Genomic DNA, 26,771 nt, shown 5'->3' with positions numbered 1-26,771 from the left:
GCTCCGCTCCTCGCGCTCGGAGACCGCGACGGCATCGCGCAGGCGTGTGGCATCGTCGGGAAAATCCGACATGCCGGCGACGGGATCGGTTCCCAGCCGCCCGATGAAAGCGCGCAGCATCGCGGCAAAAGCATCCTTGTTTGCGATGCTGTCCTTGAGGGCATGGCTGATGGCGGAGATGGCGTGGGCGGTCTCGGTGCGGATACCGTCCGCCTCGATCGCGGCAAAGCCGGCCAGGTGATGTTTGATGCCGATCTGTTCGAGCTGGTTTTGTGCCGGATGGGCGCCGAGCCCGACGAAATCGCGTGTCAGCTTGGGATTGTGACCGGACAGGGCTTCGTAGAACAGCTCGTAGTTGCGCGGGAAGGCGGCGACACCGGCTTTCGCCATGGTCTGCGCGACCTTGAGCAGGATTGCGGCATTTTGCGAATGATTGCCGTCGTTCCGAGTTTTTTCCGCCATTGCATTCCCCACGAAATCGTCTGAAGCGCGATCGGTTGCAGGAAAGGGTTCATACCCTGTCGGGATTAAAAGACCGTCAAAGCGTGGTTTCAACGTGACACGGCTGGAGATCGGGCCATGGCGGCGTTGTCGGTCCAATCTCGTGCCCTATATCCCGGTGGGTCGGAGAGGCGGACCGCATGAACGGAGACAGCAGCATGAAAAGCAGCGGCGCTCGGGCTGGAGGGCGGCCCCGTGTCGGCTAGGGTCTGGATTCGCACCAAGGAACCGGACCAGACCAGCGCCAGCTTTCCGGAACTGTTCTTCGACCTCGTCTTCGTCTTCGCGCTCGTCCAGCTTTCCCATACGCTGGCGGAGGATTTCAGTTCGGCGGCGGCGTTCGAATCGGTGCTGCTGGTGCTCGCCATCTGGTGGGTGTGGATCAACACGACCTGGGTGACCAACGTGCTGCATACGGGCCGCGAGCCCGTGCGGCTGATGCTGTTCGGGCTGATGTTCGGCGGCGTCCTGCTGGCGCTGGCGTTGCCGGAGGCCTTTGCCGGACACGGAATGATGTTCGCCCTGATCTATTGCGCCATGCAGGTCGGGCGCTCCCTGTTCACGCTCTATGCATTTCGCGGCGTGGACGACGCATCGTTCATGACTTTCGTGCGGATCACGATCTGGTCGCTCGTCTCCGCCATCTTCTGGATCGCCGGCGCGATGATGGAACTGGAAGGCCGGATACTCTGCTGGAGCCTCGCGCTCGTGATCGACTACCTGTCGCCCGTGCTGCGCTATGCCGTTCCGGGGCTTGGACGTTCGCCACCCGAAACGCTCGATATTTCGGGAGAGCACATGGCCGAGCGCTGCGCCCTGTTCGTCATCATCTGCCTGGGCGAAACGATCCTGACGACCGGACGGAACACGGCCGAGCACATGAATTCCGACATGACATTTGCGGTGTTCTGCGGCGCGTTTCTCAGCACCGGCTGCATGTGGTGGATTTATTTCCATCACGGGCAGGAGAGGGCGGCCGACACGGCGGAAACGACATCGCGTCCTGAAAGCGTCGCTCACAATCTCTTCACCTACGGCCATCTGCCGATCATCGCCGGCATCATCCTCACGGCGGTCGGCGAGGATTTCAGCCTGTCACACGCGCGCGAAGAAAGCTCGTTGAAATACGCCATCGCCATGATCGGCGGACCAGTGCTGTTTCTGGCCGGCGCTATCTGGGTGAAGATGACGGTCGCGCGGCAGGTCCCCGTATCGCATCTGACCGGCATCGGGCTTCTGGTGGCTCTGGCGGCGCTCGTACCGTTCAGCGCGAACTATGCCATCCAGCTTGCCGCCACCGTGATCCTGCTCGTCGTTGCCGTCTGGGAATATCTGGCGCTGAGGCTCGGCAGGGGCGCTACCGCCTGAGCGGTGGCGCAAGGCTTTCAAAGAGCTGCCGAAACGATCTGCTTGGCGCTGGGAGGCATCGCGACGAAAAGGGAGGACAGGTCCCGCCAGCCATCCGGCTTCTGGCCGGAAACGTTTTGCGGCCAATGGCAGACGCCGTCGCCGTGAATATAGCCGACCCAGCGTTGCTCGTCCTGATTTTCGAAATGCAGGACCGCCAGCTTTCCAGCCTCAAGAGCCTCGATCGGATACCAGTCCATGACGCGCCGTCCTCCACGTTTCAAATCGAAACGGATGCTGAAGCATCTGACTTGCTTCAGCCTTGCGGGGATGTTTGTGTGGAGGCAAGAGGCGAACGATTTCCGACGGGTGAGTCAGTCGGCGTAAGCTCGCCCCTCCAGCGTCCGCAAAAAGTAACTCATATCCAGCCCCAGGCTCGGCCCGCCCAAGGCCGTCAGCGTCATATGGCACTGGCCGCGATGGTGGGTCTGGTGGTTGAAGAAATGGGCGAGTGGCGGGGCGAGGCGCTGGGTGACCGGGGTGGGGTTGCTGATCGGGGTGTAGGTGAAGCGGCCGGCGAGGTCCGCCTCGGTGAGGCCGGCGATCCAGGTGAAGATGCGGTCGTCCTCGGCGGCGCGGGCGGCCGAGAGGTCGGCGAAGGTGTCGTGGAGAATGGTGTCGAGCGTCTTCGGGGCATCGCCGGTGCCGGTGAAGCGCTTCATCCAGATCCGGTCGGCGGCGAGAACGTGGTTCAGCGTCGCGTGCAGCGAGCCGAAGAAGGCGCCCTTGTTCTCGCGGTACCGCGCGTCGTCGAGATTGCCCGCGGCAGCGTAGATCATCCGGTTTGCCCAGCGATTGTAATCGGCAAACATCCGGTAATGGTCGAGCATGGAAATTCCCCCGTTTGCCGCAGTCTACTGCGTAACTCCTTAAATCGGAATCGATTTAAGGATAAAATTATGCTGCATATTTAAAGCGTTACAACGGACTTTGCGCGTCATATTTGACACGCAAAGGCCGTTGTAACCGGAAAAGGCATGCCGGTGGGTGATGTCATTCATGAAATTTACTGATTTGATTGTGACGCCTGCCTCGGCTCTGAATGGCCTCCACATCAAAACATCCGGACAAGGACAGGACATGAACCGTAAACTCTATGCACTGTGCGGCGCCGATCGCAGCCGTCCGTTTTCCCCGCATGTCTGGAAGACGGCGCTGTCGCTGGCCCACAAGGGACTGGATTATGAGACGCTGCCCGTCGGTTTCACCGAGATTCCGACGATCGAGAACGGCGCGACGAAGATGGTGCCGTTGCTGCGCGATGGCGACACCCTGATCAGCGACAGTTTCGACATCGCCGTCTATCTGGAAAAGACCTATCCCGACCGTCCCTCGCTGTTTGGCGGCCCCGGCGGCCAGGCGATGGCGCGGTTCATCGAGAGCTGGTCGCAGCTCACCCTGCATACGGCGCTGGTCAAGGTCGTGGTGCTCGACATCCATGATCGGCTGGCGCCGGTGGATCAGGCCTATTTCCGCTCATCGCGCGAAGCCCGGTTCGGCACGACGCTCGAGGCTGTCGTCGAGAAGAACGCCCAGGCGGAGCTCGCAGCCTTTGCCGCCCGGCTGGAACCGATCCGCGCGACGTTGAAGCGCCAACCCTTCATCGGCGGCGAGACGCCGCTGTTTTCAGACTATATCCTCTTTGGTCCGCTGCAATGGGCGCGCATTACCTCGCCGATGGCGATTCTGGCGGCGGGCGATCCGGTCACCGACTGGTTCGAGCGCTGCCTCGATCTTTATGACGGCATCGGACGCTCCGTGACAGCAGCGTGAAACTTCGCCTGTCCCCCTTGTTTTGCGCGGCATTGGCGGCTATTGAACCGCCAAATTCGCGGAAAAAGCCCCGATTTATGTAAACCAAGGGAATTGAGACAATGGCGATTGAACGCACCTTTTCGATGATCAAGCCGGACGCCACCAAGCGCAACCTGACGGGCGCCATCACCAAGATGCTCGAAGACGCCGGCCTTCGCGTCATCGCTTCCAAGCGCGTCTGGATGAGCAAGCGCGAAGCCGAAGGCTTCTACGCCGTTCACAAGGAACGTCCTTTCTTTGGCGAACTGGTTGAAGGCATGACCTCCGGCCCGACCATTGTTCAGGTTCTCGAAGGCGAAGGCGCCATCCTGAAGAACCGCGAAATCATGGGCGCGACCAACCCGGCCAACGCCGACGAAGGCACGATCCGCAAGACGCACGCACTGTCGATCGGTGAAAATTCGGTCCACGGTTCGGATGCCCCGGAAACCGCTGCCCAGGAAATCAAGTACTGGTTCTCCGACACCGAAATCGTCGGCTGAATCTATCCGTGAGGGTTTCGGCCCGAAGAGATTGAAATATTTGAAGAAGCCGGGGCGGAAACGCTCCGGCTTCTTCCATCATGCGTGTCCCGATCCGTCGGGGGAACTCCCCAGCCATTCTTGTTCAGTCAAGGCAAGTCGCCGTTTCGAAATGCTCGGGCGCCTTGCCATCCTTGAAGACGGCGGGGTTCTTGTCATAGGCGGGCCCGACGACCAGGGCCTGTGCCGGCAGGATGGTCTGATCCAGGCTGGAAACGACGTCGGTCTTCAGCGTCTGCAGGACGGCGCCGTCCGGCCCCTTGACCTCGATCGTCACGGCATAGGGCGTTTCCTTCTTCACGCAGGTGACGTCGGGACTTTCCAGCACCACCTTGTCCAGCTTGGCAAACAGCTTGCGATCAAGCTTTAACGGATCGCCGCCGGACGGATTCTCGAATGTAGCCACAACCGTGCTCCCTTCCGGAACGGGCTCTGTCTTCTTCAAGGTGATCATGTAGGTGGCGTAGGCGAGACGATAGTTGAAGACGAACATCTTGCCGGTCAGTTCGAGCGGGTCCGGCCCGGTTTCGCGCTGGCAGGCGACAAGCGCGGGCAGGGCGGCGATAAGGGCGACGGCGATCAGGCGCTTCCCACGAAAACCGGTCATGCACTCAATTCCTTCTTCTGGCGGTGGTAGTGCCGGCTGGCCTTCACCCGGTTGCCGCAAACGGTCATGTCGCACCAGGTGCGGCTGAGGTTGCGGCTGCGATCGAGGAAAAGCCATTGGCAATTGGGGCAGATTTTCAGGCGTGCGGGCTCGCCTGATGTGACGAGCGTCAGGGCAGAACGGGCGGTCGCGGCATCGAGGGCGGTCGGCACCGTGTTCAGCGGATGGCGGCGGATGAGCGATGACGCGGCATCCAGCAGATCGGCGAGCCACTGGGAACAAGGGTTGCCGAGCACTTCGGCACGAAAATGCCGGTCGGTGGTCTCGCGCAGATGCAGGAAGGCGGCGCGATTTTCCGGCGCCACTGGTTCCAGCGGCCCGAACAGTATCTTCTCCGCCGAGAAGCGCGTGGCGGCCGCGGCGAAATCGGTTAGCCCCGCCGGATCGGCATAACGGTCGATCCGCCGCGCCGGATCAAAGCGCAGGACCACGGAATTGGCGACGTCGAGAGCGAGCGCGCCGCCGGCAAATCGGTGTGGAGTCCAGGAAAAAGTCACGCCATAATCCTAACTGGTAAAACGTATTTTACCAGTTATAATGATTTTGTCACCAGCCGGATTTTCCATGGCCTATTTTTTCCAGCAGCTTGCCAGCGCCTTGCCGATCGCAGCACTGTATGCGCTGTTGGCATTCGGCTATTCCATCGCCTTTTCGGTGACGCGGCGGGCCGACCTGACCTATGGCGCGCTGTTCGGCTTTTCCGGTCAGATCTTCCTGCTGTTTTCGGATTTCGCCTGGAACAGGCTCTGGCTGGTACTGCCGCTGGCTCTGACGGTCGGGGCGCTCATGGCGCTGGTCTATACACTCGGCGCCGGCGTTTTGATCGGCCGCTCCGTCATGCGCCGGCTGGTGGAAAATTCGGCGAACACGGTGGTCGTCGCCTCGCTCGGCGTGGCGCTGGTGCTGATGGAACTGTCACGGCTGGCGGCCGAGACCCGCAGCCTGTGGCTGCCGCCCTTCCTCAACACGCCGGTCATCCTCTGGCCGGATCCGCAATTTCCGGTAATGCTGACGCTGATCCAGCTTTTCAACACGCTCTTGATGGTCGCGCTTGTGACGGGCGCGCACGTCTTCCTGGCGCGCTCGGCCTGGGGCCGGTCCTGGCGGGCTGTTTCGGACGATGCGGGCGCCGCCGCCTTGTGCGGTGTCGATGGCGGCCGCATCTTTATCGCGGCTTATGCATTCTCGGCGCTGCTCGCGGCCATCGCCGGCATTCTGGCGACATCCTATTACGGCACGATGGATTTCGGAGCGGGTATCGTCTTTGGCGTCAAGGTGCTGTTCATCGCGGCGATCGGCGGACAGACGGCGCCCTTGCTGGCAGCGCTCGGGGCTGCCGCCATGGGGCTCGGTGAAACGCTGTGGAGTGCCTATGGCCCGATGCTGTGGCGGGATTTTGCGATCTTCTCGTTCCTGGTCCTGCTGCTGGTGCTGACGCGCAAGGAGCAGGTCCAGCCCTGATCAATTCTTCGTCCATCGCTCTTTGGCGCTATCGTCGGCATCCTTGGCGATCACCCAGTCGCGCGGCCCGCCATCCGCTGCATGTTCCTTCTTCCAGAACGGAGCCGAGGTCTTCAGGAAATCCATGATGAAATTGGCGCCGTCGAAGGCGGCCTGCCGGTGTGGCGAGGCGGTGATGACAAGAACGATATTTTCGCCCGGCGCGATCGTTCCGTAGCGATGGATGGCAACGACCGCCTGCAGGCCGAATCGGCTGACGGCCTCGTTGCAGATCCGGGTGATCTCGGCTTGCGCCATGCCGGGATAGTGTTCGAGCTCCAGCGCGCTCAGGGTACCCGCCTCGTCACGGCAGAGGCCGGAAAAGGTGACGATGGCGCCGATATCGTGGCGACCGGTCGACAAGGCCCGCACTTCTGCGGCAAGATCGAAATCATCGCGCTGGACGCGCACGACGACAGGCACGCCGGTCATGGTTCTCAGCCTCCGGTCATCGGCGGGAAAAGCGCGATCTCGCGCGCACCCGCGATCGGTTCGCGGTGGTCCACATGTTCCTGGTTGATCGCCACCCGGATGACATTCTCATGTTCGAGTGCAGCCTCGTATTCCTCGCCCAGCGTCTTGAGGTGGGACAGCAGGTCGCCGGCCGTGACGACGTTGTCCGGCAGGTCGAGTGTCTCCTCCGCCCTGCCGATCCGCTCGCGTACCCAGGCGAAATAGACGAGGTTGACCGGTGCCATCAGTCGACCATGTGCTTGAGGCCGGCGCGGAAATAGTCGTAGCCGGTGTAGATGGTCAAAATGGCAGCGATCCAAAGCAGGGTGATGCCGATTTCCGTCGTGTAGGGCAGGACCTTGTCTCCGGCGGGCCCGGCGAGCAGAAAGCCGAGCGCAAGCATCTGCACCGTGGTCTTCCATTTGGCGATTTGCGTTACCGGGACGCTGACTTTCAGCGCTGCCAGGTATTCCCGCAGGCCGGAAACGAGAATTTCGCGGCACAGGATGATGATCGCCGCCCACAGCGACCAGCCGGCAATTGTCTGTTCGGTGTCTGCCGCCATCAGCAGCAGGCAGACGGAGATCAGCAGCTTGTCGGCGATGGGGTCCAGCATCCGGCCGATATTGGACGTCTGGTTCCAGATGCGGGCGAGATAGCCGTCGAGGAAATCGGTCAACGATGCGACCACGAAAATGCCGAGCGCCGCCCACCGGGCAAAATCCGAGCTTTGAAGTTTGCCCTCGAGAAAGAAGCACAGAACGATCATCGGAACCGCCAGAATGCGGCCGTAGGTCAGGAGATTGGGGATGTTGTAGGCAGCAGGCGTGGAGGACATGGATTCGGTTTCTCTGCGAGTTCTTGGCTACAGATGAATGACTTTGTGACAGCAACGTCAACCGGTCTTTGATCATTCTGCCGTGATTGTGGCGGAATTCATCTGAACGCACGGTGAACCGGCCTTCGCGCGTCCGTCGTTAAAATGATCGGGTTCGCCGGTTGCGGGCGATGGAACCTTCGTTATGTATGGTACGTTGACAAAATTGTTCAAGCGCAGATTATTTGCATGTCCGAAGCTTCCACACTGACCGATCGCATTTACGAAGCCGCCGTCATACCGGAGCTTTGGTCGGACGTCTGCACCAGCCTGGCGGCGGAGGTGAACGCGTATTCGGCCTGCCTGCTGACGATCGGCTCGGATCAGCGTATCGAATGGATCTGTTCGCCGAACATTCACGAGGCGATGACACGCTATTCCCGCAGCGAAGTGCGTTTCCAGAACGTCCGGCCGGAGCGCTCGCTGGTTTCGTCTCCATCGGCGTTTTCGCGCGATATAGACGTGATGACCGCGCAGGAAATCATCGACGATCCCATCTACAATGAATTCCTGCGGCCGATCGGGCTCGGCTGGAGCATGGGGGCTGTCTTTCGGGAACCATCCGGCCATACGCTGATCTTCGATTTCATCGGGAGGGAAAGCGACGGACCGTTTTCGACAGCGCGTGTCGATCGTCTCAACAGCATGAAGGGCGATCTCGCGCGCGCCGCCTTGATTTCCTCGCGCCTGACGTTTCGCCAGGCAGAAAACATCAGCTCCACGATGGCAATGCTCGGTCTCCCCGCAATGGTTGTCGGCGAGGACAATCGGGTGCTCGTGATGAATGAGGGGATGGAAGGCCTGACGCCACGGATCCGCACCGGCGCGGCAAACAAGCTGTCGCTGGAGAACCCGGCGATCAACACACTGGTGCTGAGCACGCTCGACCAGTTGCGAATGGCCGAGACGGCCAAGGTTCAGTCGATCCCGCTTCCGGCCGTCGAGGATCACCCGGCGCTGATTCTGCATCTGCTGCCGGTGCGCCGTCAAGCGCGGGATATCTTCTCAAGGGGGCTCGCTGTGATGATCGCGACGCCCGTCGGTTTGGCCGGCCCGCCGGACCTGCGGGTGCTGAGCGGCCTTTTCGACCTGACCCCCGGCGAGGCCCGCGTCGCCCGTGAACTGTCGTCCGGCACCAATCTCGAAAGCGTCGCCGCCACGCTCGGCCTTTCTCTCGAAACAGTGCGCACCTACCTGAAGCGGATCTTCTTCAAGACCGGCACGCGGCGGCAGGCGGAACTGACGCACCTCCTGTCCGGCCTCGGACGCGTGGCCGTCTGAACCCGGCGAGATTGCTATTTCGCGCCATCCTCATGGAAATGGTCGTAGACCAACCGCGCCACGGCTTCCGAAATGCCCTCGACGGCGCGCAGGTCGTTGATCCCGGCGCGTGAGACGGCCTTGGCCGTGCCGAAGTGATGGAGCAGGGCGCGTTTGCGGGTCGGGCCGATGCCGCCGATCTCGTCGAGCGGGTTCTTGACCATTTCCTTCTTGCGCCGGGCCCGATGCGAGCCGATGGCGAAGCGGTGGGCTTCGTCACGCATGCGCTGGATGAAGTAGAGCACAGGATCGCGCGGCGGCAGGGTAAAGCCGTCTCGGCTGCCACCCGGCGGGAAGAAACGTTCGCGACCGGCCTCGCGGTCGACCCCCTTGGCGACGCCGATGGCAACGACGCATTCCTCGATGTCGAGTTCCTTCAGGATCGCTCGTACCGCGGTCATCTGGCCCTGGCCACCATCGATCAGGATGACATCGGGCCAAGCGGGAAAGGCGCTGTCTTCCGTTACCTCGATGCTGCGGTCGGGCTTGCCTTCTTCCTTCAGCAGGCGCGAGAACCGCCGGGTCATCACTTCCTTCATCATGCCGAAGTCATCACCGGGCGTGATGTCGGTCGATTTGATGTTGAATTTCCGGTACTGGCTTTTGACGAAGCCTTCCGGCCCCGCCACGACCATGCCGCCGACGGCATTTGTGCCCATGATGTGGGAGTTGTCGTAGATCTCGATCCGGCGCGGAATGCGGTCGAGCTTGAAGGTCGTTGCCAATCCTTCCAGCAGGCGGGACTGGGATGCGGTCTCGGCCAGCTTGCGGCCATGCGCCTCACGCGCATTGGCGACGGCGTGATCGACCAGATCCTTCTTCTCGCCACGTTGCGGCACGAGGATCGACACCTTGTAACCGGATTTCTCTGTCAGGGCCTCGCCAAGCAGATTCTGTTCCTCGACGGTTTCGCACAGCAGGATTTGTCGCGGGCAGGGCTTGTCGTCGTAGAACTGCGCCAGGAACGCGCTCAGCACCTCGGCAGACGTCAGCGTCGGGTCTGCCTTGGGGAAATAGGCGCGGTTGCCCCAGTTCTGGCCGGTGCGGAAGAAGAAGACCTGGATGCAGGAGACGCCGCCCTCGTGATGGATGGCGAAGACATCGGCCTCCTCGACGCCGGAGGGGTTGATGCCCTGATGGCTCTGCACATGCGACAGCGCCGCGAGGCGATCGCGATAAAGCGCGGCTCGTTCGAAATCGAGATTTTCGGAGGCCTCGCTCATGGCCGTCGCGATCGTCGCCTTCACCGCCTGGCTCTTGCCGGACAGGAAGTCGTTGGCCTCGCTCACCAGTTCGGCATAGTTGGCATCGCTCACTTCATGGGTGCAAGGGGCGGCACAGCGCTTGATCTGGTGCAGCAGGCAGGGGCGGGTGCGGCTTTCGAAGACGCTGTCGGTGCAGGTGCGCAGAAGAAAGGCGCGCTGCAGCGAATTGATGGTGCGCCCGACGGCGCCGGCCGAGGCGAAGGGGCCGAAATAGCTACCCTTGCGGCTACGCGCGCCGCGATGCTTGTAGAGCGCCGGGGCCCGGCTGTCGCCCGTCACCAGGATATAGGGAAACGACTTGTCGTCGCGCAAAAGCACGTTGAAACGCGGCCGCAAGCGTTTGATCAGGTTGGCTTCGAGCAGCAGCGCCTCGATTTCGGTGCGCGTGGTGACGAATTCCATATTGGCGGTTTCGCGCACCATCTTGGTCAGGCGGTTGGAATGCAACCGGCCCTGCGCGTAGTTGCTCACGCGCTTTTTCAGGTTGCGCGCCTTGCCGACATAGAGCACGTCGCCGGCCTCGTTGAACATGCGGTAGACGCCGGGGCTGTTGGGCAGACGCTTGACGAAGGCCTGGATCAGGTCGGCGCCGCGCAACCCGTCGGGGATCGCGCTGGTTTCCGCCCAGTCGACGATGGGCGCCGGCGCTGCGGCATCCGGCGTCTCGATCAGGTCGTCATCATCGCCGGCATTCTCATCGTAAAGAATGCCGCCATCGTTGGGCACGCGCCCGTTCATTCCACTATCTCCAAAATATCCGGCGTCTCCCAGGCGAGATGCTGGCCGCCATCGAGAGCGATCATCTGGCCGGTGACGGATGGCGTCTCGAACAGGAAGCGGATCGTCCGCCCGAACTCATCGAGCTTCGGTCCTTGTTTCAAGATCAATGCGTCCGTCTGCTTTTCGAAGTCATGCCAGTTCTGCCTTTCGTTCGGCAGGGTCGGGCCGGGTCCGATACCGTTGACGCGGATGGTCGGCGCCAGGGCTTGCGCCATTGTTTTCGTCGCGGTCAGGAGAGCAGACTTCGACAACATATAGGAATAAAATCTCGGATTGGGAGCCCAGACGCGCTGGTCGATGATGTTGACGATCAGGCCCGAATGCCCGGCCGGCAGTTGCGCTGCGAAATCACGGGCAAGCAGGGACGGAGCTTTGACATGCAGGGCGAAGTGCCGGTCCCAGACCGTCTCGTCAAAGTCCTCCAGGCTGTCCTTTTTGAACAGGGAGGCATTGTTGACGAGGAGGTCGATCGGCCCGAGCGCCGCGACTGCTTGCTCGATCACGGTGAAGGCAGCGGCTGTCTGCGAGAGATCGGCGATGACGACTGCCGCCTTGCCGCCTTGTGAGCGGATGTCGCAGGCCAGCGCCTCGGCGTCCTCGCGCGACGTATCGGCGTGAATGGCGACGGAAAAGCCATGGGCGGCAAGATCCTCGACGATCGCCTTGCCGATGCGCCTTGCGCCACCGGTTACCAGCGCTGTTTTCAGGGAGGTCCGCAAAATATTTTTCCTGCCGCGATTCGAAATTCGTGTGTCCGGCAAGGATATAGGAGCCGGGCCGATAATGCGAAACGGGCTCCACGCATTCGTTTCGGAAAAATTAATGGAAAGGCGATAAATTGAATTGTTTTTGAGCGTTATAGTATAAATTGCGTTAATCTGATTTTGTGGTTAATAAACACCCTGTGGCTACAAAGCAACATCACATTTCGGCCCTGCGCTTGCCACTAAAATTTCACAATTTGGCTCTTGAGAATCCGCATTTGGCCGCCAATTTCTCTGGCAACCGGGCGGGGTTAATTGAAATTTGCCCGATGTATCAGACAGGGACCGCAAGGGTCCGGGACATCGGTTCGAAAGGAGACTTTAATGCGTATTCTCATCACCACTCTCATGGCGTCTGCCGTATCGCTCATCGCCTTCTCCGCAGTTCAGGCCGCGGACGCGATCGACGAAGTTCCGGCTGCTCCGGCTGCCGAATATACCGAGCCGGCCGTCAAGAACTGGTCCGGCGCCTATGTGGGTGGTACCGCCAACTGGGCCCATGGCAATTTTGACGCCAATGGCGATCGTTCCGCCGCCGGTTTCGGTGGCGGTCTCTACGGCGGCTACAACATGCAGAGCGGCCAGATCGTTTACGGTGCCGAAGCTGATGTGAACTACGGCGACAACGACAGCAGCAACGGCAACGTCGGCCTTAGCCAGCGCGCCAACGGCTCGGTCCGTGGTCGCGTCGGTGTCGATCTGAACCCGGTTCTCGTTTACGGCACGGCCGGTGTTGCAGCCTCGAACGTCAAGGCCGCGCGGGGTGGCAGCTCGGACTCCAAGACGTTGCTCGGCTGGACCGCCGGTGCCGGTGCCGAAGCCTTCGTGACCGACAACGTCACGGCGCGCGTCGAATACCGCTATTCGGACTACGGTTCGAAGGACTTCAGCCTGAATGGCGGCAAGGTTTCGTCTGGCTACGACGAACACAGCGTCCGCGTCGGTATGGGCGTCAAGTTCTGATCCTTCAGACCATGAATGAGAAAAAGGCCGGAGCGATCCGGCCTTTTTGCTGTCTGGCGATTCGAACGCGTTTTTCAAAGCTTGAACTGGGCGTGATCGGGGAAGAATTTTTCGAATTTCTGCGTCCAGTTCTTCAGTTTCGGCCGGCCACGCTGCCATTCGCCGGTAAAACGCAGCTCGATGTAGCGCAGCATCGCGGCCATGGCGAAATGGCCGGCATGCAGCTTGGCGGCGGTCTTCGGCATGTTGGCGTTGAGGTGATCGAGCGCCCGCGTGACCTTCTCCCACTGCCGGTCGATCCAGGGTTGGTGGATCTTTTCCGGTGGATGGAAACGCTTCTCGTAGACGATCGCCAGCAGAGAGTCACAGATGCCGTCGCAGAGCGCTTCCAGCATCTCCACCTCGGTGCGCTTCTGCGCATTGCGCGGATAGAGCTTGCCCTTGGTCTCGCGGTCGATGAACTGCATGATGACGCGGCTGTCGAAGATGGCCTTGCCATCCGCCGTGATCAATGTCGGGATCTTGCCCAGCGGATTGTTGCCGATCAGGTCTGGCGGATTGGCATTGGTGTCGGTCAGTACGCTCTTGACCGTCAGGCCGGCATGGTGGGCGGCCATGCGCACCTTGTTGGAATAGGGCGAGGAGGGGGAGTAGAGGATTTTCATTGACTGTTCTTTCTCCAGACGAATAGGGCGCGGGGTGGTCAGGGCGTGGCGGGCAGGCTGAGATTTTTCATCTTGCAGCCACCCCGGTCAATCTCGCCGCAGGCGCGAAAACCGAGATCCTTGGTGAAACAGATCCGGACTTCCTCGACCTGTCCGGCCGAGCAGCCGACCGCAATCGCGTTGGCCTGCAGGCCGGGATTGGCCGTGGTAAGCCGGGTTTCGATGTCGGCTGCGCTGGTCCGCTGCTGCGAGCGTACGGTTTGCAGCGAGGCGGGAATGCTCACCCGCTCGCGTGCCGCCCGCAGGACCGCGAAATAATCTTTCTGACTCAATCCCGAGCAGGAGCCGTGCTTGCGCCATTCGTGGCCGATCAGGCCCATCGACGGCATGATGTCGAACAATGTTCGCCCCAGGGCGTCCGGCACACGGTCCGGTTCGCGCGTGCGGCAGAATTCCGGATATCCGCGTTCGTTCTGCGGCCAGAGGCCATGCACGATGAAACCGTGGCTATTTTCGACCGCACATTGCTGCGAACGGCCGCTGGGATCATTTTCCAGGCACCAGGTCGGCGACCAGGAGAGCGAGAGCACGTAGAAATCAAAGCCGCTGCCAAGCGGGACGAATTTTGTGTTTGACGGTGCCCTGGCTGTCGAATTGCCGGCAATCGGAGTGGCCGTTACCGTGTTGGCGTTCTTTTGCGGTGGCTTCTGTTCGGCCTGGTCATCATTGCATGACGCGAGGATGAACAGGCTGAACAGGACCGGGACGAGGCGGCGCAGATCAGAAAACAAGCGGATCACCGCAAGGAAGCGCATTGCGCACCATGGACATGCCAGGGATCAAGACCGCTCAGGCAATACTCGATATTGGAGCCGAACCCGGCAAAACCCCAGCCACGCTCGATCAGATACCAGAGCGGGCGTTTGCGCCCGTCGCTGGTGAGCACTGTCGCGCGGCAATATTCACGTTCGACCGGCCGCGTCTCGTCGCGCAGCTCCAGCCGCTTTTGCCTGATGTCGAAGACATCGGCGATGGTGATGTCGCTCCTCAGGTAATTCTCGGCCTTGTAGTGGAAGTTCGAACGAATGAAGCCCAGGACATCGGCATTGCCGCAAGCGATGCCAGGGGTGGCTCCGGCCACGCCGACCCGATCGACGGCCATGACCGGCGTCGTTGCGGACGCAGCAAGGGCAAGCGAAAGAAGTGCCGATCGCGCAAGCATTCCTGTCATGACCGTCCCCCGAAATTGCTTTGGCCATTTGCAGATTGCGTCTGACGAAGGCGGACCGTCAAGCCCCGTCAGTCGCGCTCGATCGTTTCCTCGCCGCGCAGCCAGAAGACGCGGGCCGACGCGTGGCGGTCCTGCTTCAGTCGGTCCTTCAGGAAGGGCAGGATCACGTCGAGTTCTTCCTTCAGCGTGAAGGGTGGGTTGACGACGATCAATCCAGAGCCGGAAAGCCCTGTCGTATCGCGATCGCTGCGCACCGACAGTTCGGCGCAGAGCATTTTCGGGATTTCCAGGGCCTTCAGCGCCTCGTGGAATTCCTTGATCGGCGCGCCCTGCTTCAGCGGATACCACAGGCAGAACGTGCCGCCGGCAAAGCGGCGCCAGGCCTTATGCAGGCCGTCCGCCAGCCGTTCGTATTCACCTGATATCTCGAAGGGCGGATCGACCAGCACGATGCCGCGCTTCTCCTTCGGCGGCAGGTGCGCACCGAGCGCCAGCCAGCCGTCGAGCTCGGTGATCCGGCTTTGGAAATCGCCATCGAACAGGCGGTGCAGCGTCTCGTAATCGTCCGGATGCAGTTCCATCGCCGAGAGGCGATCCTGCGGCCGCATGAGCATACGGGTCAGCTTCGGCGAGCCGGGATAGAGCGTCAGGGCGCCGTCCGGATTGAGGTCGCGCACGGCGGTGAGATAGGGCTCGAGGATCGCCTTGGCTTTCGCCGGGATGTCGGTGTCGAGAATGCGGCCAATGCCGTCGCGCCATTCGCCGGTCTTCTGGGCTTCCTCGCTGGAGAGATCGTAGAGGCCGATGCCGGCATGGGTGTCGAGGACGCGAAACGCCTTGTCCTTCTGCGCCATGTAAACGACCAGTCGGGCGAGCACCGCGTGTTTCAGGACGTCGGCGAAATTACCGGCGTGGTAGATGTGACGGTAATTCATTCGCGTCCCTTATCGGCCCGATGAAAGTTTGAAATGCGTTGGCGTGGGGACTTTGAGACCCTGCCGCGATGCAATATAGAAAACCCATGAACGTTGCGACCCCTATCAAGCCAGAAAAGTCCGTCGGCCATTCGGTCTGTCCCCACGACTGTCCCTCCGCCTGCGCGCTCGAGATCGACCTGACGCAGGAAGGCCGGATCGGCCGGGTGCGGGGAGCGAGCGCCAACAGCTACACATCCGGCGTCATCTGCGCCAAGGTGGCCCGCTATTCCGAGCGCATCTATCATCCCGGCCGCCTGATGGTGCCACAGCGTCGCAAGGGCGCCAAGGGCGAGGGCGGTTGGCAGGACGTGAGCTGGGAAGACGCGCTCGACGAGATCGCCAATGCTTTCGTCAAGGCCGAGCAGCACCTTGGCTCGGAAGCCGTCTGGCCCTATTTTTACGCCGGGACGATGGGACAGGTGCAGCGCGATTCCATCGAGCGGCTGCGACATGCCAAGCGCTATTCCGGTTTCCTTGGCTCGATCTGTACCAGCCTTGCCTGGACCGGCATGTCGATGGGAGCGGGCGGTCTGCGGGGGCCGGACCCGCGCGAAATGGCGAAGTCCGATTGCGTCGTCATCTGGGGCACAAACGCGGTCTCGACGCAGGTCAACGTCATGACCCATGCGATCAAGGCCCGCAAGGACCGCGGCGCCAGGATCGTCGTCATCGATATCTACGACAATCCGACGGTCAAGCAGGCCGATATGGGGCTGGTGCTGAAGCCCGGCACCGACGCGGCACTGGCTTGTGCGGCGATGCATATCGCGTTCCGTGACGGTTACGCCGACCGCGCCTATCTGGCGCAATATGCCGATGACCCGGAGGGTTTGGAAAACCATCTGAAGACCCGCACGCCGGAATGGGCGTCCGCCATCACGGGTCTGCCGGTCGAGGATATCGAGGCTTTCGGCAAGCTGATCGGCACGACGCCGAAAACCTATTTCCGCCTCGGTTACGGCTTCACCCGCCAGCGCAACGGCGCCGTCGCCATCCATGCGGCAGCCTCGGTGCCGACCGTGCTCGGCTCGTGGAAGCACGAGGGGGGCGGGGCGTTTCATTCGAACAACGACATCTTCAGGTTCGACAAGCGCGAGCTGATGGGCACGGCCATGCTCGATCCGGATATCCGCATGCTCGACCAGTCGCAGATCGGCCGCGTGCTGACCGGTGATGCCGAGGCGCTGCGCCATCGCGGGCCGGTGACGGCGATGCTTATCCAGAACACCAATCCGGTCAATGTCGCGCCGGAACAGCGGCTGGTGAAGCGCGGCTTCCTGCGCGATGATCTCTTCGTCGCGGTGCACGAGCAGTTCATGACCGACACGGCCAAGGTCGCCGATATCGTCCTGCCGGCCACGATGTTCCTCGAGCATGACGACCTCTATCGCGGTGGTGGCCACCAGCACATTCTGCTCGGTCCGAAGGTCGTCGAGCCGCCATCGACGGTGCGCACCAATCTTTTCGTCATCGAGGAACTGGCAAAGCGTCTCGGTGTGTTCGACAGGCCCGGTTTTGGCCGCAGCGAGCGTGAACATATCGACCGCATCCTGGTCAACCATGGCACGGATTTCGAAGGCCTGAAGCGCGACAAGTGGATGGACATCCAGCCGGATTTCGAAACGGCGCATTTCATCAATGGCTTTGGCCATGCCGACGGAAAATTCCATTTCAAGGCGGACTGGACAGGGCAGGCAGCCCCGAACAAGCCGCCGAAATCACTGGGCGCCTTCGGCCCGCATGCGTTGCTGCCGGAGTTTCCCGATCATGTCGATCTGATCGAGGTCGCCGACGACGAACATCCATTCCGGCTGGCGACGTCACCGGCCCGGTCGTTCCTCAACTCGACTTTCGCCGAGACGCCGTCATCGGTCCAGAAAGAGGTCCGTCCCGAGGCGATGATCCATGTGGAGGATGCCAGAGCCGCCGGCATCGTGGATGGTGATATCGTACTGATCGGCAATGAGCGCGGCGAAATCCGGCTGCATGCGAAGATCGGTGGCGGCGCGCGGCGCGGCGTGGTGATCTGCGAAGGACTCTGGCCGAACGACGCGCATCTCGATGGTGAGGGCATCAACGTGCTCACCGGCGGCGATGCGGCAGCTCCCTACGGTGGGGCGGCCTTCCACGACAATCACGTATGGATGCGCAAGGATTGAACGGCGAATGACGAAATTCGAGAACGCAAAGATCGAAGTCCTGAAAGACGAGACGCTTTCGAAAAACTGGTACCATCTGCGCAACGTCACCTTCGACTATACCGGCTCGAACAGTGTGACGAAGACGCTGAAGCGCGAGGTTTACGATCGCGGCAATGGCGCGAGCATCCTGCTTTACGATCCCAAGCGTGACAGCGTCATCCTCGTGCGGCAGTTCCGCATGCCGGCGCACCTCAACGGTCATTCCGGCTGGCTGCTGGAAACGCCGGCCGGGCTTCTTGATGGGGATCATCCGGCCGAGGCGATCCGGCGCGAGGTGATGGAAGAGACCGGCTATCTGGTGACGGATGTCCAGCCGGTTTTCGAGGCTTTCATGTCGCCCGGCGCGGTGACAGAGACCATCCATTTCTTTGCGGCGATCATCGACGTGACGGTGCGCGCCGAGGACGGCGGCGGTGCAGACCACGAGGACGAGGATATCGAAGTGCTGGAAGTGCCGCTCACTGAAGCCATGGCGATGATCGACAGCGGCGAGATTTGCGACGGCAAGACCATCATGCTGTTGCAATGGGCGGTGCTGAACAGGGAACGCTTGGCCGCTGCTTAAAAAACAAGAAGCGGAATGCCCTCGGTGATTGCTGCCTGCTGCATTTTCTTGTCCAGTGTTGCCAGTGCTACACCTTCGGTCAAAGCCAGGGCGAGATAGGCCGCATCATAGGCCGATAGTTGATGTTTTCGCGCAAGCCGGATTGTCACGGCTTCGTCACCGTCGCCCACGATTTTGATCGGCAGTTGCCGCAGGCGAATGAGGGATGTCAGCACATCCTCACCGGGAATGCGTTTCCGCTTCTCCGCAGTAAGCAGAACGCTGCGCAATTCATGCGGAAGAAGATCAGGCGCCAGAGCCGCTTCGCTTATGAGTTGGTCCATCGCCGCTTCAGCAATTTCATGCTCCTCATCAGGCAGGAACCATATTGCCGCGACCGACGCATCGACAACGAAGGCGGCCACTACTTGCGGCCTTCATCACGCCATTGAAGAATTTCTTCCAACGATACAGGTTTACGCGCGGCGCGTTCTTGACGCATCAGCCGGATTAGATTGGAGCGCTGTTCGCGATCATTGATCGGAACCAGGCGGGCTACAGGTGCGTCGCCACGGGCAATAATGATTTCTTCACCTGCTTCGACGCTGACAAGGAGTTCGGACAAATGTGTCTTGGCTTCGGCCACCTTGATTGTTCTGGTCATGGCCATGCTCCAATGAAAAATTTACACATACAAATTAGGCGCGGATACCGAGTTGGTCAAGCGGTTGGCCAAGTCGGCATCTGCGTCCGGCGTGCGTTCTTTGGCGTTTCAGGACGAGACGTCCGCCACAGCCGCGTCGTCACTGTCCGGCATCCGTACCGTGCCTTCGGCAATCAGCCGCAGGGCCGCGGGATAGGTCCGGTGTTCCTCGACCAGAACCCGGGCGGCCAATGTCTCGGCGGTATCGTCGGCAAGCACCGGAACTTGCGCCTGCAGGATGACCGGGCCTTCGTCCATACCCTCGGTAACGAAATGCACCGTGCATCCGGCAGACTTCATGCCGGCGTCGATGGCGCGTTGGTGGGTGTGCAGGCCGGGAAACAGCGGCAGCAAGGAAGGGTGGATATTGATGATCCGGCCCTCATAGGCGTTGATGAAGGTGGCGCTGAGAAGCCGCATGTAACCGGCAAGGCAAATCACGTCGGGTGCAAGCTCGGCGAGTTGCGCCAGTATGGCCGCCTCATGGCCGTCCTTGCTGTGATAATCCTTGCGGGGAAAGGAAAACGTCTCGATCCCCAGCGCCTGCGCCTTGGCGAGGCCGCCGGCATCGGGCTTGTCGGAAATGACCGCGATGATCTGGGCCGGAAAGTCCGGTTCCGATGCGGCCTTTACCAGCGCCAGCATGTTGGAGCCGCCGCCGGAAATGAACACCACGACCCTTTTTCGGATCGTTTTCGCGTCGTCCGTCATAGGGCGAGCGTGCCCTTGTAGATCGTGCCGGTCGCGCCTTCCGCGCGGGCCACCATCCGCCCCAGGGCAAACACGGTTTCGCCCTCGGCCGTCAGCACGGCCGTGACCTTGTCCGCATCGTCCGCCTTGACGACAGCGATCATGCCGACGCCGCAGTTGAAGGTGCGCAGCATTTCGTTGGCGGCGACGCCGCCGGTCCTGGCAAGCCAGGAGAAGACGGCCGGTGCCCTGATGGCATCGAGGTCGATCTCGGCGGCGAGATGCGTCGGCAGCACGCGCGGAATGTTTTCCGGGAAGCCGCCGCCGGTGATATGCGCCAGCGCCTTGATCTTCCCGGTCTCGCGGATCGCCTTCAGCAGTGGCTTCACGTAGATGCGGGTCGGCGTCATCAGGACATCCGCCAGCGTGCCGTCGCCGAAGGGCGCGGGCGCATCCCAGGCGAGGCCGGACAGCGCGACGATCTTGCGGACCAGCGAATAGCCGTTGGAATGAACGCCGGAGGAGGCGAGGCCAAGGATGACGTCGCCTTCTGCGATGTCGCCTGTCGGCAGCAACTGGCCGCGTTCCGCCGCCCCGACGGCAAAGCCGGCGAGGTCGTAGTCACCGCCCGCATACATGCCCGGCATTTCGGCGGTTTCGCCGCCGATCAGCGCGCAGCCGGCATCGCGGCAACCGGCGGCAATGCCGGCGACGATGGACGCGCCCTGGTCCGGATCGAGCTTGCCGGTGGCGAAATAATCGAGGAAGAACAGCGGCTCGGCGCCTTGGACGACAAGGTCATTGACGCACATGGCAACGAGGTCGATGCCCACCGTGTCATGCTTGTCGGCGTCGATGGCGATCTTGAGCTTGGTGCCGACGCCGTCATTGGCGGCGACCAGGACCGGATCGGTGAAACCCGCGGCCTTCAGGTCGAAGAGGCCGCCGAAGCCGCCGATCTCGCCGTCAGCGCCGGGACGCCTCGTCGAGCGCACATGCGGCTTGATCTTTTCGACCATGAGGTTTCCGGCATCGATATCCACACCCGCATCGCTGTAGGTCAGGCCATTCTTTCCAGGCTCGCTCATGGCTCGCTCTCCGCTGCTCGTCATATTGGGATTGCGATTGGCATGGCGGTGCGGCGAGTGCAAGCCGATTGCCACTATAAGTCCCGATTTTTCACCGTTTTGCCCTGTTACAAGTGCCCTTTTCCGCCGCAGGCTTGACCATGGTCGGTGGCACATCCTATCTCCAGCGGTGGAAGCTGCGTGGCACCGCGCAAGCGGCAGGATATCGGAACGGCGGCATGGTCAACAAACTGAGCGGCAGCGGGTTGCAGCGCCAGATCATTTTCTGGCTGCTTTTCTTCGCCGGTTTCATCGCCTTCCTGATGGTCTTTTCGACCATTCTCCTGCCGTTCATCGCCGGCATGGCGCTCGCCTATTTCCTCGACCCGGTCGCCGACTGGCTGGAGCGGCGGGGCCTGAGCCGGCTGATGGCGACGGTCGTCATCCTGATCGGCTTCGTTGTCGTCTTCGCCCTGTCGCTGGTCGTCATCATCCCGATCGTCTTCACCCAGGCGTCGGAATTCATTGCCAAGATGCCGGGCTATGTTTCCATGCTCCAGTCATTCCTGACCAGCCCCGATACCGCCTGGCTGCCTGATTGGGTGTCCGGCCAGATGGACACGATCAAGCAGAACTCCGCCAAGCTCCTGGAGCAAGGGGCCGGGTTCCTCGGCACGCTGTTCCAGCAATTGTGGAATTCGGGCATGGCGCTGCTCGACATCCTCTCGCTGTTCATCGTCACGCCGGTCGTTGCCTTCTATCTGCTGCTCGATTGGGATCGCATGGTCGACCGGGTCGATAGCTGGGTGCCGCGTGATCATGTCGCGACCGTCCGCCAGATCGCCCGCGATATGAATACGACGATCGCCGGTTTCGTGCGAGGGCAGGGCTCGCTCTGCATCATTCTCGGCCTGTTCTACGGTATTTCCCTGACGCTTGCCGGGCTCAACTTCGGCCTCTTGATCGGCCTGTTTGCCGGAATGATCAGCTTCGTTCCCTATGTCGGTTCGATGGTTGGCCTTGTTCTTGCCGTTGGCGTGGCACTCGTGCAGTTCTGGCCGGACTATCTCAACATCGGCATCGTGGCGGCGATCTTCTTTGCCGGTCAGTTCCTCGAGGGCAATATTCTGCAGCCGCGGCTGGTCGGCAAGAGCGTCGGCCTGCATCCCGTCTGGCTGATGTTCGCCCTTCTGGCGTTCGGCGCGCTGTTCGGTTTCGTCGGGCTGCTGGTCGCCGTGCCAGCCGCCGCCGCGATCGGCGTGCTTGTCCGCTTCGGTATCGCGCGTTACCTTGACAGCACGCTTTATCATGGCCACCGCCACATCCTGACGATCGAGCCGGAGCACAAATATCCGGAAAAGCACCCTGAGTAAGCGCATGATCCGCAAGTTCGAACAGCTGCCGCTCGCTTTCGAGCATGAGCCTCAGACGGGGCGTGACGACCTGCTCGTGTCCGAGCGACTGAAGGCAGCCGTGTCCGTCATCGACAGCTGGCCGCGCTGGCCGTCGCCCGTCGTCATCCTGGCCGGACCGGTGGGATCCGGGAAATCGCATCTGGCCTCGATCTGGCGGGAAAACAGCGGAGCCGTTGCCATTCATCCGACCGCGGGCAGCAATGCCGCCGAGATCGCCGCGGCCCATCCGGTCCTGTTCGAGGATGCCGATCGCCAGGGGTTCGACGACCGGGCGCTTTTTCACGTGATCAACAGCGTGCGGGAAAATGGGCAGAGCCTGTTGATCACCAGCCGCCTCTGGCCGATGTCCTGGCCGGTCGAGCTGCCGGACCTGCGCTCGCGCCTCAAGGCGGCGACGGTCGTCGAGATCGGCGAGCCGGACGACGAGTTGCTGGCCCAGGTTCTGGTCAAGCTCCTTGCCGACCGCCAGCTCGCTGTGGATGATCGCCTGATCGCCTATATCGTCGCCCGGATGGAGCGTTCGCTCGAAAGTGCCCAGACGATCATCGAGCGCCTTGATCACCTGGCGCTCGCACGCGGCACGCGCATCAACCGTGCACTGGCCCTTGAAGTGCTCAACAGTATTGGAAAGACACGCGAAATCGATTGACTGTCACAGTTCCGTCGTCAAACTGGGGTAGCTGCTGCAAGAAAAGCAAGAAATGCGGGTCGGGGACAATGGATACAGCCACATCAGCAACGAACATCAATATGCCGGTGGCCGACGAAATTGACCTGCTGACCAGCCCGGAACGCTTCATCAATCGCGAATTTTCCTGGCTGCAGTTCAACCGCCGCGTTCTGGAAGAAACGCTGAACACGGCCCACCCGCTGCTTGAGCGCGTGCGTTTCCTGTCGATTTCGGCCGCCAATCTCGACGAATTCTTCATGGTGCGCGTTGCTGGCCTCGAAGGCCAGGTGCGCCAGGGTGTGGTGGTCCGCAGCCCGGATGGCAAGACGCCGGCCGAGCAGCTGGAAGACATCCTGAAAGAAATCGACAACCTGCAGATGGAGCAACAGGCCTCGCTTGCCGTCCTGCAGCAATATCTCGCCAAGGAGGATATTTTAATTGTCCGCCCGGTCTCGCTGTCGCCGCAGGACCGGACCTGGCTTGCCAATGAATTCGATCAGGCGATCTTCCCGGTCCTGACGCCGCTGTCGATCGACCCAGCGCATCCGTTCCCGTTCATTCCCAATCTCGGCTTCAGCATGGGGCTGCAGTTGGTCAGCAAGCACGGTCGTGAGCCGATGACGGCTCTGTTGCGCCTGCCTGTGGCGCTCGACCGCTTCATCCGCCTGCCGGACGCCAAATCGGCCATCCGCTACATCACGCTGGAAGATGCCGTCAGCCTGTTCATCGAGCGGCTTTTTCCCGGTTACGAGGTCAAGGGCTCCGGCACCTTCCGCATCATCCGCGACAGTGATATCGAAGTCGAGGAAGAAGCCGAAGATCTCGTTCGCTTTTATGAAACCGCCTTGAAACGTCGCCGCCGCGGTTCGGTGATCCGCATAGAGATCGATTCCGAAATGCCGCTGGAATTGCGCCATTTCGTCGTTTCGGAGCTCAACGTCCCGGAAAACCGTGTGGCGGTTCTGCCAGGGCTTCTCGCCCTCAACACGCTCTCCGAGATCACCAAGGCGCCGCGCGACGATCTGCGCTTCGAGCCGTACAATGCGCGATTTCCCGAACGCGTCCGCGAACATGCCGGCGACTGCCTTGCCGCCATCCGCGAAAAGGACATGGTCGTCCACCATCCGTATGAGAGTTTCGACGTGGTGGTCCAGTTCCTGCTCCAGGCTGCGCGCGACCCTGACGTTCTGGCGATAAAGCAGACGCTGTACCGAACCTCGAACGACAGCCCGATCGTTCGCGCGCTGATCGACGCGGCCGAAGCCGGCAAGTCCGTGACGGCGCTGGTCGAATTGAAGGCACGGTTCGACGAGGAAGCCAATATCCGCTGGGCGCGCGATCTTGAACGCGCCGGGGTGCAGGTCGTGTTCGGCTTCATCGAACTCAAGACCCATGCCAAGATGTCGATGGTCGTGCGCCGCGAAGAAGGCAAGCTTCGGACCTATTGCCATCTCGGCACCGGCAACTACCACCCGGTTACTGCCAAGATCTATACCGACCTGTCGTTCTTCACCTGCAATCCGAAGATTGCCCATGACATGGCCAATATCTTCAATTTCATCACCGGCTACGGCGAACCGGAGGCGGGCATGAAGCTGGCGATCTCGCCGCACACGCTGCGACCACGCATCCTCCAGCATATAGGCGAGGAAATCGTCCACGCGCAGGCCGGCCGTCCGGCCTCGATCTGGATGAAGATGAATTCGCTGGTCGATCCGGAAATCATCGACGCGCTCTACCGGGCCAGCCGTGCGGGTGTGGAAATCGATCTGGTGGTGCGCGGCATCTGCTGTCTGCGGCCGCAGGTGGCCGGGCTGTCCGATCGTATCCGGGTCAAGTCGATCGTCGGCCGCTTCCTTGAGCATTCGCGCATCTTCTGCTTTGGCAATGGCCATGGGCTTCCATCCGAGCATGCGCTCGTATATATCGGCTCGGCGGATATGATGCCGCGTAATCTGGATCGGCGGGTGGAGACCCTGGTGCCTCTTATCAACCGGACCGTGCATGAACAGGTGTTGTCGCAGATCATGTTGGGAAACCTCATAGACAACCAGCAGAGCTACGAAATCCTGCCGGACGGAACGTCGCGGCGTATGGAAGTGGCCCGGGATTCCGAACCGTTCAATGCGCAAGTCTACTTCATGACCAATCCCAGCCTGTCGGGGCGGGGCGAGGCCTTGAAATCCAGCACGCCCAAGGTAATTGCCGGCTGGAAAAGCGGCCGCGGAAGATAAAACAGGATGGCATGGTAGAATCTGAAGCCCAGGGGCGTTTGCCTGGAATTGCCCCGGTCTCCGTCGTGGACATCGGGTCGAACTCGATTCGCCTTGTGATCTATGAGGGACTAAGCCGTTCTCCAGCCATCCTGTTCAACGAGAAGGTGATGTGCGGGCTCGGCAAGGGCATCGATGCGACCGGCCGGATGGATGCCCAAAGCGTCGAACGGGCGCTGAAGGCGCTGCACCGGTTCAGGGCCCTTTCGACACAGGCGCGTGCCTCGACGGTTTTCGTGCTGGCGACGGCCGCCGCCCGTGATGCCTCGAACGGGCCGGATTTCATTCGCCGTGCGGAAATCATCCTTGCCCAGAGGATCCGCGTGCTGACGGGCGAGGAGGAGGCTTATTTTTCGGCACTCGGGATCGTCAGCGGCTATCATGGACCCGATGGCGTCGTCGGCGATTTCGGCGGCGGTTCGCTGGAGCTTGTCGATCTGGCCGGCACCCGCATCGGCAAGGGCATCACCCTGCCGCTCGGCGGCATCCGCCTTTCCGAACATGCCGGCGGATCCATCGTCAAGGCGCGCAGCCATGTGCGCCGCTACCTGAAGGACGCGCAGGTGCTCCGCGATTCTGGCGGGCGAACCTTCTACGCTGTCGGAGGCACCTGGCGGGCGATCGCCAAGCTGCATATGGAAACGCGCAATTATCCGCTGCACATGATGCAGGGCTATGAAATCTCCTTCGAGGAGGCCATGGCCTTCCTGCCTGAGGTGATCGAGCCGAAGGACCCGAAGGCGCCCACCTATGCCACCATTTCCAAGAGCCGGCGCGGCCTGATGCCGTTCGGCGCCATCGCCCTGCAGGAAGCGATCGCGCAGATGCGGCCGGCGCGCATTTCCTTTTCGGCGCTCGGCGTGCGTGAAGGCTATCTGTTTTCGCTGCTGACGGCGGCGGTGCGCGCCCATGACCCGCTGCTGACGGCAGCGAGCGAGCTTGCCATATTGCGGGCCCGTTCGCCTGAACATGCGCGTGAACTTGCCGAATGGACGGGCCGGGTGATGTCGCATTTCGGTATCGGGGAGACCGAGGAGGAGAGCCGTTACCGTCAGGCCGCCTGCCTGCTTGCCGATATCAGCTGGCGCGCCCATCCCGATTATCGTGGTCTGCAGGCCCTGAACATCATCGCCCACAGCACCTTTTCCGGCATTACCCATGCCGGTCGCGCCTATATCGCGCTGGCAAACTATTACCGGTTTGAAGGCTTGAACGACGACGGCGCCACCGAGCCCCTGGCGGCCATCGCAACGCCGCGCCTGCTCGAATTGGCAAAGCTGCTCGGCGGCCTGCTGCGCGTCGTCTATCTCCTGTCGGCATCGATGCCGGGCATTGTCCGTCATCTCGACATCCGCTCGTCATCCGCGGCCGACCTCGACCTGGAATTCGTCATCCCGGCCGCCTGTTCGGAATTCGAGGGGGAAAGGCTGGACGGACGGCTGCAGCAATTGGCGAAGCTGACGGGCAAGCGGATCGCATTCCGGTTTGTATAAGTTCGTGAA

29 protein-coding genes and 1 pseudogene are annotated in these 26,771 nt (G+C 61.5%); 12 read left to right on the top strand and 18 right to left on the bottom strand.

Translation table 11 applies throughout. The features are described 5' to 3' along the window. Positions 1-462 (bottom strand): annotated as a pseudogene (locus VL202_RS03480) (hypothetical protein); the annotation flags it as partial. 234 nt (positions 463-696) lie between these two features. Here VL202_RS03480 and VL202_RS03475 point away from each other — a divergent pair. Continuing rightward, positions 697-1,869: a low temperature requirement protein A gene (locus VL202_RS03475; protein WP_325462777.1), complete on the top strand. Its 1,173-nt coding sequence runs from the start codon at positions 697-699 to the stop codon at positions 1,867-1,869. 17 nt (positions 1,870-1,886) lie between these two features. On the opposite strand, the gene VL202_RS03470 is transcribed toward VL202_RS03475, so the two are convergent. Together VL202_RS03470 and VL202_RS03465 are read right to left on the bottom strand one after the other, a co-directional pair. Then, positions 1,887-2,108 (bottom strand): hypothetical protein, encoded by a 222-nt coding sequence (locus VL202_RS03470; protein WP_325462776.1) that lies wholly within the window; start codon positions 2,106-2,108, stop codon positions 1,887-1,889. Between the two features lie 114 nt (positions 2,109-2,222). After that, complete coding sequence (locus tag VL202_RS03465; RefSeq protein WP_325462775.1) at positions 2,223-2,738, bottom strand: DinB family protein; 516 nt, start codon at positions 2,736-2,738, stop codon at positions 2,223-2,225. A gap of 250 nt (positions 2,739-2,988) precedes the next feature. Here VL202_RS03465 and VL202_RS03460 point away from each other — a divergent pair, with 250 nt between their 5' ends. Together VL202_RS03460 and ndk are read left to right on the top strand one after the other, a co-directional pair. Beyond that, the gene (locus tag VL202_RS03460) at positions 2,989-3,681 is read left to right on the top strand and encodes a glutathione S-transferase family protein (RefSeq protein ID WP_325462774.1); all 693 of its coding nucleotides are present in this window, start codon (positions 2,989-2,991) and stop codon (positions 3,679-3,681) included. Between the two features lie 101 nt (positions 3,682-3,782). After that, positions 3,783-4,205: a nucleoside-diphosphate kinase gene (gene ndk, locus VL202_RS03455; RefSeq protein ID WP_068953196.1), complete on the top strand. Its 423-nt coding sequence runs from the start codon at positions 3,783-3,785 to the stop codon at positions 4,203-4,205. Between the two features lie 124 nt (positions 4,206-4,329). On the opposite strand, the gene VL202_RS03450 is transcribed toward ndk, so the two are convergent. Together VL202_RS03450 and VL202_RS03445 are read right to left on the bottom strand one after the other, a co-directional pair. Beyond that, positions 4,330-4,851, bottom strand: coding sequence for a hypothetical protein (locus VL202_RS03450; protein ID WP_325462773.1), 522 nt, complete (start codon positions 4,849-4,851; stop codon positions 4,330-4,332). Continuing rightward, complete coding sequence (locus VL202_RS03445; RefSeq protein WP_325462772.1) at positions 4,848-5,408, bottom strand: CGNR zinc finger domain-containing protein; 561 nt, start codon at positions 5,406-5,408, stop codon at positions 4,848-4,850. Before VL202_RS03445 ends, VL202_RS03450 begins: the two co-directional genes overlap by 4 nt. Before the next feature lie 67 nt (positions 5,409-5,475). On the opposite strand from VL202_RS03445, the gene VL202_RS03440 reads away from it, so the two are divergent. Next, complete coding sequence (locus VL202_RS03440) at positions 5,476-6,372, top strand: branched-chain amino acid ABC transporter permease (RefSeq protein WP_325462771.1); 897 nt, start codon at positions 5,476-5,478, stop codon at positions 6,370-6,372. Here the strand turns inward: VL202_RS03440 and VL202_RS03435 are convergent, their stop codons facing one another. From VL202_RS03435 to pgsA, 3 genes are read right to left on the bottom strand one after another with little or no spacing between them, the layout of a single operon-like run. Then, positions 6,373-6,843 carry a molybdenum cofactor biosynthesis protein MoaE gene (locus VL202_RS03435; protein ID WP_325462770.1) on the bottom strand — a complete coding sequence of 157 codons (471 nt, stop codon included), beginning with the start codon at positions 6,841-6,843 and terminating at the stop codon, positions 6,373-6,375. A 5-nt stretch (positions 6,844-6,848) separates the two neighbouring features. Next, positions 6,849-7,109: a molybdopterin converting factor subunit 1 gene (gene moaD / locus VL202_RS03430; RefSeq protein ID WP_325462769.1), complete on the bottom strand. Its 261-nt coding sequence runs from the start codon at positions 7,107-7,109 to the stop codon at positions 6,849-6,851. Then, on the bottom strand, positions 7,109-7,702 hold the full coding sequence (pgsA, locus tag VL202_RS03425; RefSeq protein WP_325462768.1) for a CDP-diacylglycerol--glycerol-3-phosphate 3-phosphatidyltransferase: 594 nt from the start codon (positions 7,700-7,702) through the stop codon (positions 7,109-7,111). Before pgsA ends, moaD begins: the two co-directional genes overlap by 1 nt. 228 nt (positions 7,703-7,930) lie before the next feature. Here pgsA and VL202_RS03420 point away from each other — a divergent pair, with 228 nt between their 5' ends. Continuing rightward, a complete protein-coding gene (locus VL202_RS03420) occupies positions 7,931-9,022 on the top strand; it encodes a helix-turn-helix transcriptional regulator (RefSeq protein WP_325462767.1) in 1,092 nt (363 codons plus the stop codon). A gap of 14 nt (positions 9,023-9,036) precedes the next feature. Here VL202_RS03420 and uvrC read toward each other — a convergent pair whose 3' ends face one another. Together uvrC and VL202_RS03410 are read right to left on the bottom strand one after the other, a co-directional pair. Next, positions 9,037-11,064, bottom strand: a complete 2,028-nt coding sequence (gene uvrC, locus VL202_RS03415; protein ID WP_325462766.1) for an excinuclease ABC subunit UvrC — start codon at positions 11,062-11,064, stop codon at positions 9,037-9,039. Beyond that, positions 11,061-11,825: an SDR family oxidoreductase gene (locus VL202_RS03410; protein ID WP_325462765.1), complete on the bottom strand. Its 765-nt coding sequence runs from the start codon at positions 11,823-11,825 to the stop codon at positions 11,061-11,063. The genes uvrC and VL202_RS03410 overlap by 4 nt, the downstream gene beginning before the upstream one ends. Positions 11,826-12,194: 369 nt before the next feature. Between VL202_RS03410 and VL202_RS03405 the strand changes: the two genes are divergently transcribed. Next, positions 12,195-12,833 carry an outer membrane protein gene (locus tag VL202_RS03405; RefSeq protein WP_325462764.1) on the top strand — a complete coding sequence of 213 codons (639 nt, stop codon included), beginning with the start codon at positions 12,195-12,197 and terminating at the stop codon, positions 12,831-12,833. A 74-nt stretch (positions 12,834-12,907) separates the two neighbouring features. Here VL202_RS03405 and VL202_RS03400 read toward each other — a convergent pair whose 3' ends face one another. The 4 genes from VL202_RS03400 to VL202_RS03385 form a co-directional block, all read right to left on the bottom strand. After that, complete coding sequence (locus VL202_RS03400) at positions 12,908-13,498, bottom strand: glutathione S-transferase (protein ID WP_325462763.1); 591 nt, start codon at positions 13,496-13,498, stop codon at positions 12,908-12,910. Between the two features lie 38 nt (positions 13,499-13,536). Further along, positions 13,537-14,298: a ribonuclease T2 family protein gene (locus VL202_RS03395; protein WP_414692797.1), complete on the bottom strand. Its 762-nt coding sequence runs from the start codon at positions 14,296-14,298 to the stop codon at positions 13,537-13,539. Further along, positions 14,295-14,729: a hypothetical protein gene (locus VL202_RS03390; RefSeq protein WP_414692795.1), complete on the bottom strand. Its 435-nt coding sequence runs from the start codon at positions 14,727-14,729 to the stop codon at positions 14,295-14,297. Before VL202_RS03390 ends, VL202_RS03395 begins: the two co-directional genes overlap by 4 nt. A 68-nt stretch (positions 14,730-14,797) precedes the next feature. Beyond that, positions 14,798-15,664, bottom strand: a complete 867-nt coding sequence (locus VL202_RS03385; RefSeq protein WP_325462761.1) for a 23S rRNA (adenine(2030)-N(6))-methyltransferase RlmJ — start codon at positions 15,662-15,664, stop codon at positions 14,798-14,800. A 68-nt stretch (positions 15,665-15,732) separates the two neighbouring features. On the opposite strand from VL202_RS03385, the gene VL202_RS03380 reads away from it, so the two are divergent. Together VL202_RS03380 and VL202_RS03375 are read left to right on the top strand one after the other, a co-directional pair. Continuing rightward, positions 15,733-17,865, top strand: a complete 2,133-nt coding sequence (locus tag VL202_RS03380; RefSeq protein WP_325462760.1) for a molybdopterin oxidoreductase family protein — start codon at positions 15,733-15,735, stop codon at positions 17,863-17,865. 7 nt (positions 17,866-17,872) lie between these two features. Further along, a complete protein-coding gene (locus VL202_RS03375; RefSeq protein WP_325462759.1) occupies positions 17,873-18,472 on the top strand; it encodes an NUDIX domain-containing protein in 600 nt (199 codons plus the stop codon). Here the strand turns inward: VL202_RS03375 and VL202_RS03370 are convergent. From VL202_RS03370 to purM, 4 genes are all read right to left on the bottom strand, one after another. Then, positions 18,469-18,876: a type II toxin-antitoxin system VapC family toxin gene (locus VL202_RS03370; protein WP_325462758.1), complete on the bottom strand. Its 408-nt coding sequence runs from the start codon at positions 18,874-18,876 to the stop codon at positions 18,469-18,471. The genes VL202_RS03375 and VL202_RS03370 overlap by 4 nt on opposite strands. Next, positions 18,876-19,115: a type II toxin-antitoxin system prevent-host-death family antitoxin gene (locus tag VL202_RS03365; RefSeq protein WP_325462757.1), complete on the bottom strand. Its 240-nt coding sequence runs from the start codon at positions 19,113-19,115 to the stop codon at positions 18,876-18,878. The genes VL202_RS03370 and VL202_RS03365 overlap by 1 nt, the downstream gene beginning before the upstream one ends. Positions 19,116-19,223: 108 nt before the next feature. Next, positions 19,224-19,865, bottom strand: coding sequence for a phosphoribosylglycinamide formyltransferase (purN, locus tag VL202_RS03360; protein ID WP_325462756.1), 642 nt, complete (start codon positions 19,863-19,865; stop codon positions 19,224-19,226). Next, positions 19,862-20,932: a phosphoribosylformylglycinamidine cyclo-ligase gene (purM, locus tag VL202_RS03355; RefSeq protein WP_325462755.1), complete on the bottom strand. Its 1,071-nt coding sequence runs from the start codon at positions 20,930-20,932 to the stop codon at positions 19,862-19,864. Before purM ends, purN begins: the two co-directional genes overlap by 4 nt. A 218-nt stretch (positions 20,933-21,150) precedes the next feature. Between purM and VL202_RS03350 the strand changes: the two genes are divergently transcribed. The 4 genes from VL202_RS03350 to ppx all read left to right on the top strand — a co-directional run bounded on the left by VL202_RS03350 (position 21,151) and on the right by ppx (position 26,762). After that, the gene (locus tag VL202_RS03350) at positions 21,151-22,284 is read left to right on the top strand and encodes an AI-2E family transporter (protein WP_325462754.1); all 1,134 of its coding nucleotides are present in this window, start codon (positions 21,151-21,153) and stop codon (positions 22,282-22,284) included. Between the two features lie 4 nt (positions 22,285-22,288). Beyond that, positions 22,289-22,975 (top strand): DnaA regulatory inactivator HdaA, encoded by a 687-nt coding sequence (hdaA, locus tag VL202_RS03345; RefSeq protein ID WP_325462753.1) that lies wholly within the window; start codon positions 22,289-22,291, stop codon positions 22,973-22,975. A gap of 68 nt (positions 22,976-23,043) precedes the next feature. Continuing rightward, positions 23,044-25,230, top strand: a complete 2,187-nt coding sequence (locus tag VL202_RS03340) for an RNA degradosome polyphosphate kinase (RefSeq protein ID WP_325462752.1) — start codon at positions 23,044-23,046, stop codon at positions 25,228-25,230. Between the two features lie 11 nt (positions 25,231-25,241). Further along, positions 25,242-26,762, top strand: a complete 1,521-nt coding sequence (ppx, locus tag VL202_RS03335) for an exopolyphosphatase (protein ID WP_325462751.1) — start codon at positions 25,242-25,244, stop codon at positions 26,760-26,762. The last annotated feature ends 9 nt before the right edge of the window (positions 26,763-26,771 follow it).

Origin of the sequence: Pararhizobium sp. (genome assembly GCF_035497515.1) — a bacterium.
Lineage (GTDB): Bacteria > Pseudomonadota > Alphaproteobacteria > Rhizobiales > Rhizobiaceae > Pararhizobium.
The sequence above is the reverse complement of the archived record's forward strand: the minus strand, read 5'-3'. Positions and strand labels throughout refer to the sequence as shown.

Coding starts and splice junctions, on each gene's coding strand:
- VL202_RS03350 (WP_325462754.1), top strand. CDS start 21,151: ATGGTCAACAAACTGAGCGGCAGCGGGTTGCAGCGCCAGATCATTTTC.
- VL202_RS03365 (WP_325462757.1), bottom strand. CDS start 19,115: ATGACCAGAACAATCAAGGTGGCCGAAGCCAAGACACATTTGTCCGAA.
- VL202_RS03470 (WP_325462776.1), bottom strand. CDS start 2,108: ATGGACTGGTATCCGATCGAGGCTCTTGAGGCTGGAAAGCTGGCGGTC.
- VL202_RS03380 (WP_325462760.1), top strand. CDS start 15,733: ATGCAATATAGAAAACCCATGAACGTTGCGACCCCTATCAAGCCAGAA.
- VL202_RS03390 (WP_414692795.1), bottom strand. CDS start 14,729: ATGACAGGAATGCTTGCGCGATCGGCACTTCTTTCGCTTGCCCTTGCT.
- VL202_RS03420 (WP_325462767.1), top strand. CDS start 7,931: ATGTCCGAAGCTTCCACACTGACCGATCGCATTTACGAAGCCGCCGTC.
- VL202_RS03400 (WP_325462763.1), bottom strand. CDS start 13,498: ATGAAAATCCTCTACTCCCCCTCCTCGCCCTATTCCAACAAGGTGCGC.
- ndk (WP_068953196.1), top strand. CDS start 3,783: ATGGCGATTGAACGCACCTTTTCGATGATCAAGCCGGACGCCACCAAG.
- VL202_RS03440 (WP_325462771.1), top strand. CDS start 5,476: ATGGCCTATTTTTTCCAGCAGCTTGCCAGCGCCTTGCCGATCGCAGCA.
- VL202_RS03450 (WP_325462773.1), bottom strand. CDS start 4,851: ATGACCGGTTTTCGTGGGAAGCGCCTGATCGCCGTCGCCCTTATCGCC.
- VL202_RS03435 (WP_325462770.1), bottom strand. CDS start 6,843: ATGACCGGCGTGCCTGTCGTCGTGCGCGTCCAGCGCGATGATTTCGAT.
- VL202_RS03465 (WP_325462775.1), bottom strand. CDS start 2,738: ATGCTCGACCATTACCGGATGTTTGCCGATTACAATCGCTGGGCAAAC.
- purM (WP_325462755.1), bottom strand. CDS start 20,932: ATGAGCGAGCCTGGAAAGAATGGCCTGACCTACAGCGATGCGGGTGTG.
- VL202_RS03340 (WP_325462752.1), top strand. CDS start 23,044: ATGGATACAGCCACATCAGCAACGAACATCAATATGCCGGTGGCCGAC.
- moaD (WP_325462769.1), bottom strand. CDS start 7,109: ATGGCACCGGTCAACCTCGTCTATTTCGCCTGGGTACGCGAGCGGATC.
- hdaA (WP_325462753.1), top strand. CDS start 22,289: ATGATCCGCAAGTTCGAACAGCTGCCGCTCGCTTTCGAGCATGAGCCT.
- uvrC (WP_325462766.1), bottom strand. CDS start 11,064: ATGAACGGGCGCGTGCCCAACGATGGCGGCATTCTTTACGATGAGAAT.
- pgsA (WP_325462768.1), bottom strand. CDS start 7,702: ATGTCCTCCACGCCTGCTGCCTACAACATCCCCAATCTCCTGACCTAC.
- ppx (WP_325462751.1), top strand. CDS start 25,242: ATGGTAGAATCTGAAGCCCAGGGGCGTTTGCCTGGAATTGCCCCGGTC.
- VL202_RS03385 (WP_325462761.1), bottom strand. CDS start 15,664: ATGAATTACCGTCACATCTACCACGCCGGTAATTTCGCCGACGTCCTG.
- VL202_RS03460 (WP_325462774.1), top strand. CDS start 2,989: ATGAACCGTAAACTCTATGCACTGTGCGGCGCCGATCGCAGCCGTCCG.
- VL202_RS03405 (WP_325462764.1), top strand. CDS start 12,195: ATGCGTATTCTCATCACCACTCTCATGGCGTCTGCCGTATCGCTCATC.
- purN (WP_325462756.1), bottom strand. CDS start 19,865: ATGACGGACGACGCGAAAACGATCCGAAAAAGGGTCGTGGTGTTCATT.
- VL202_RS03375 (WP_325462759.1), top strand. CDS start 17,873: ATGACGAAATTCGAGAACGCAAAGATCGAAGTCCTGAAAGACGAGACG.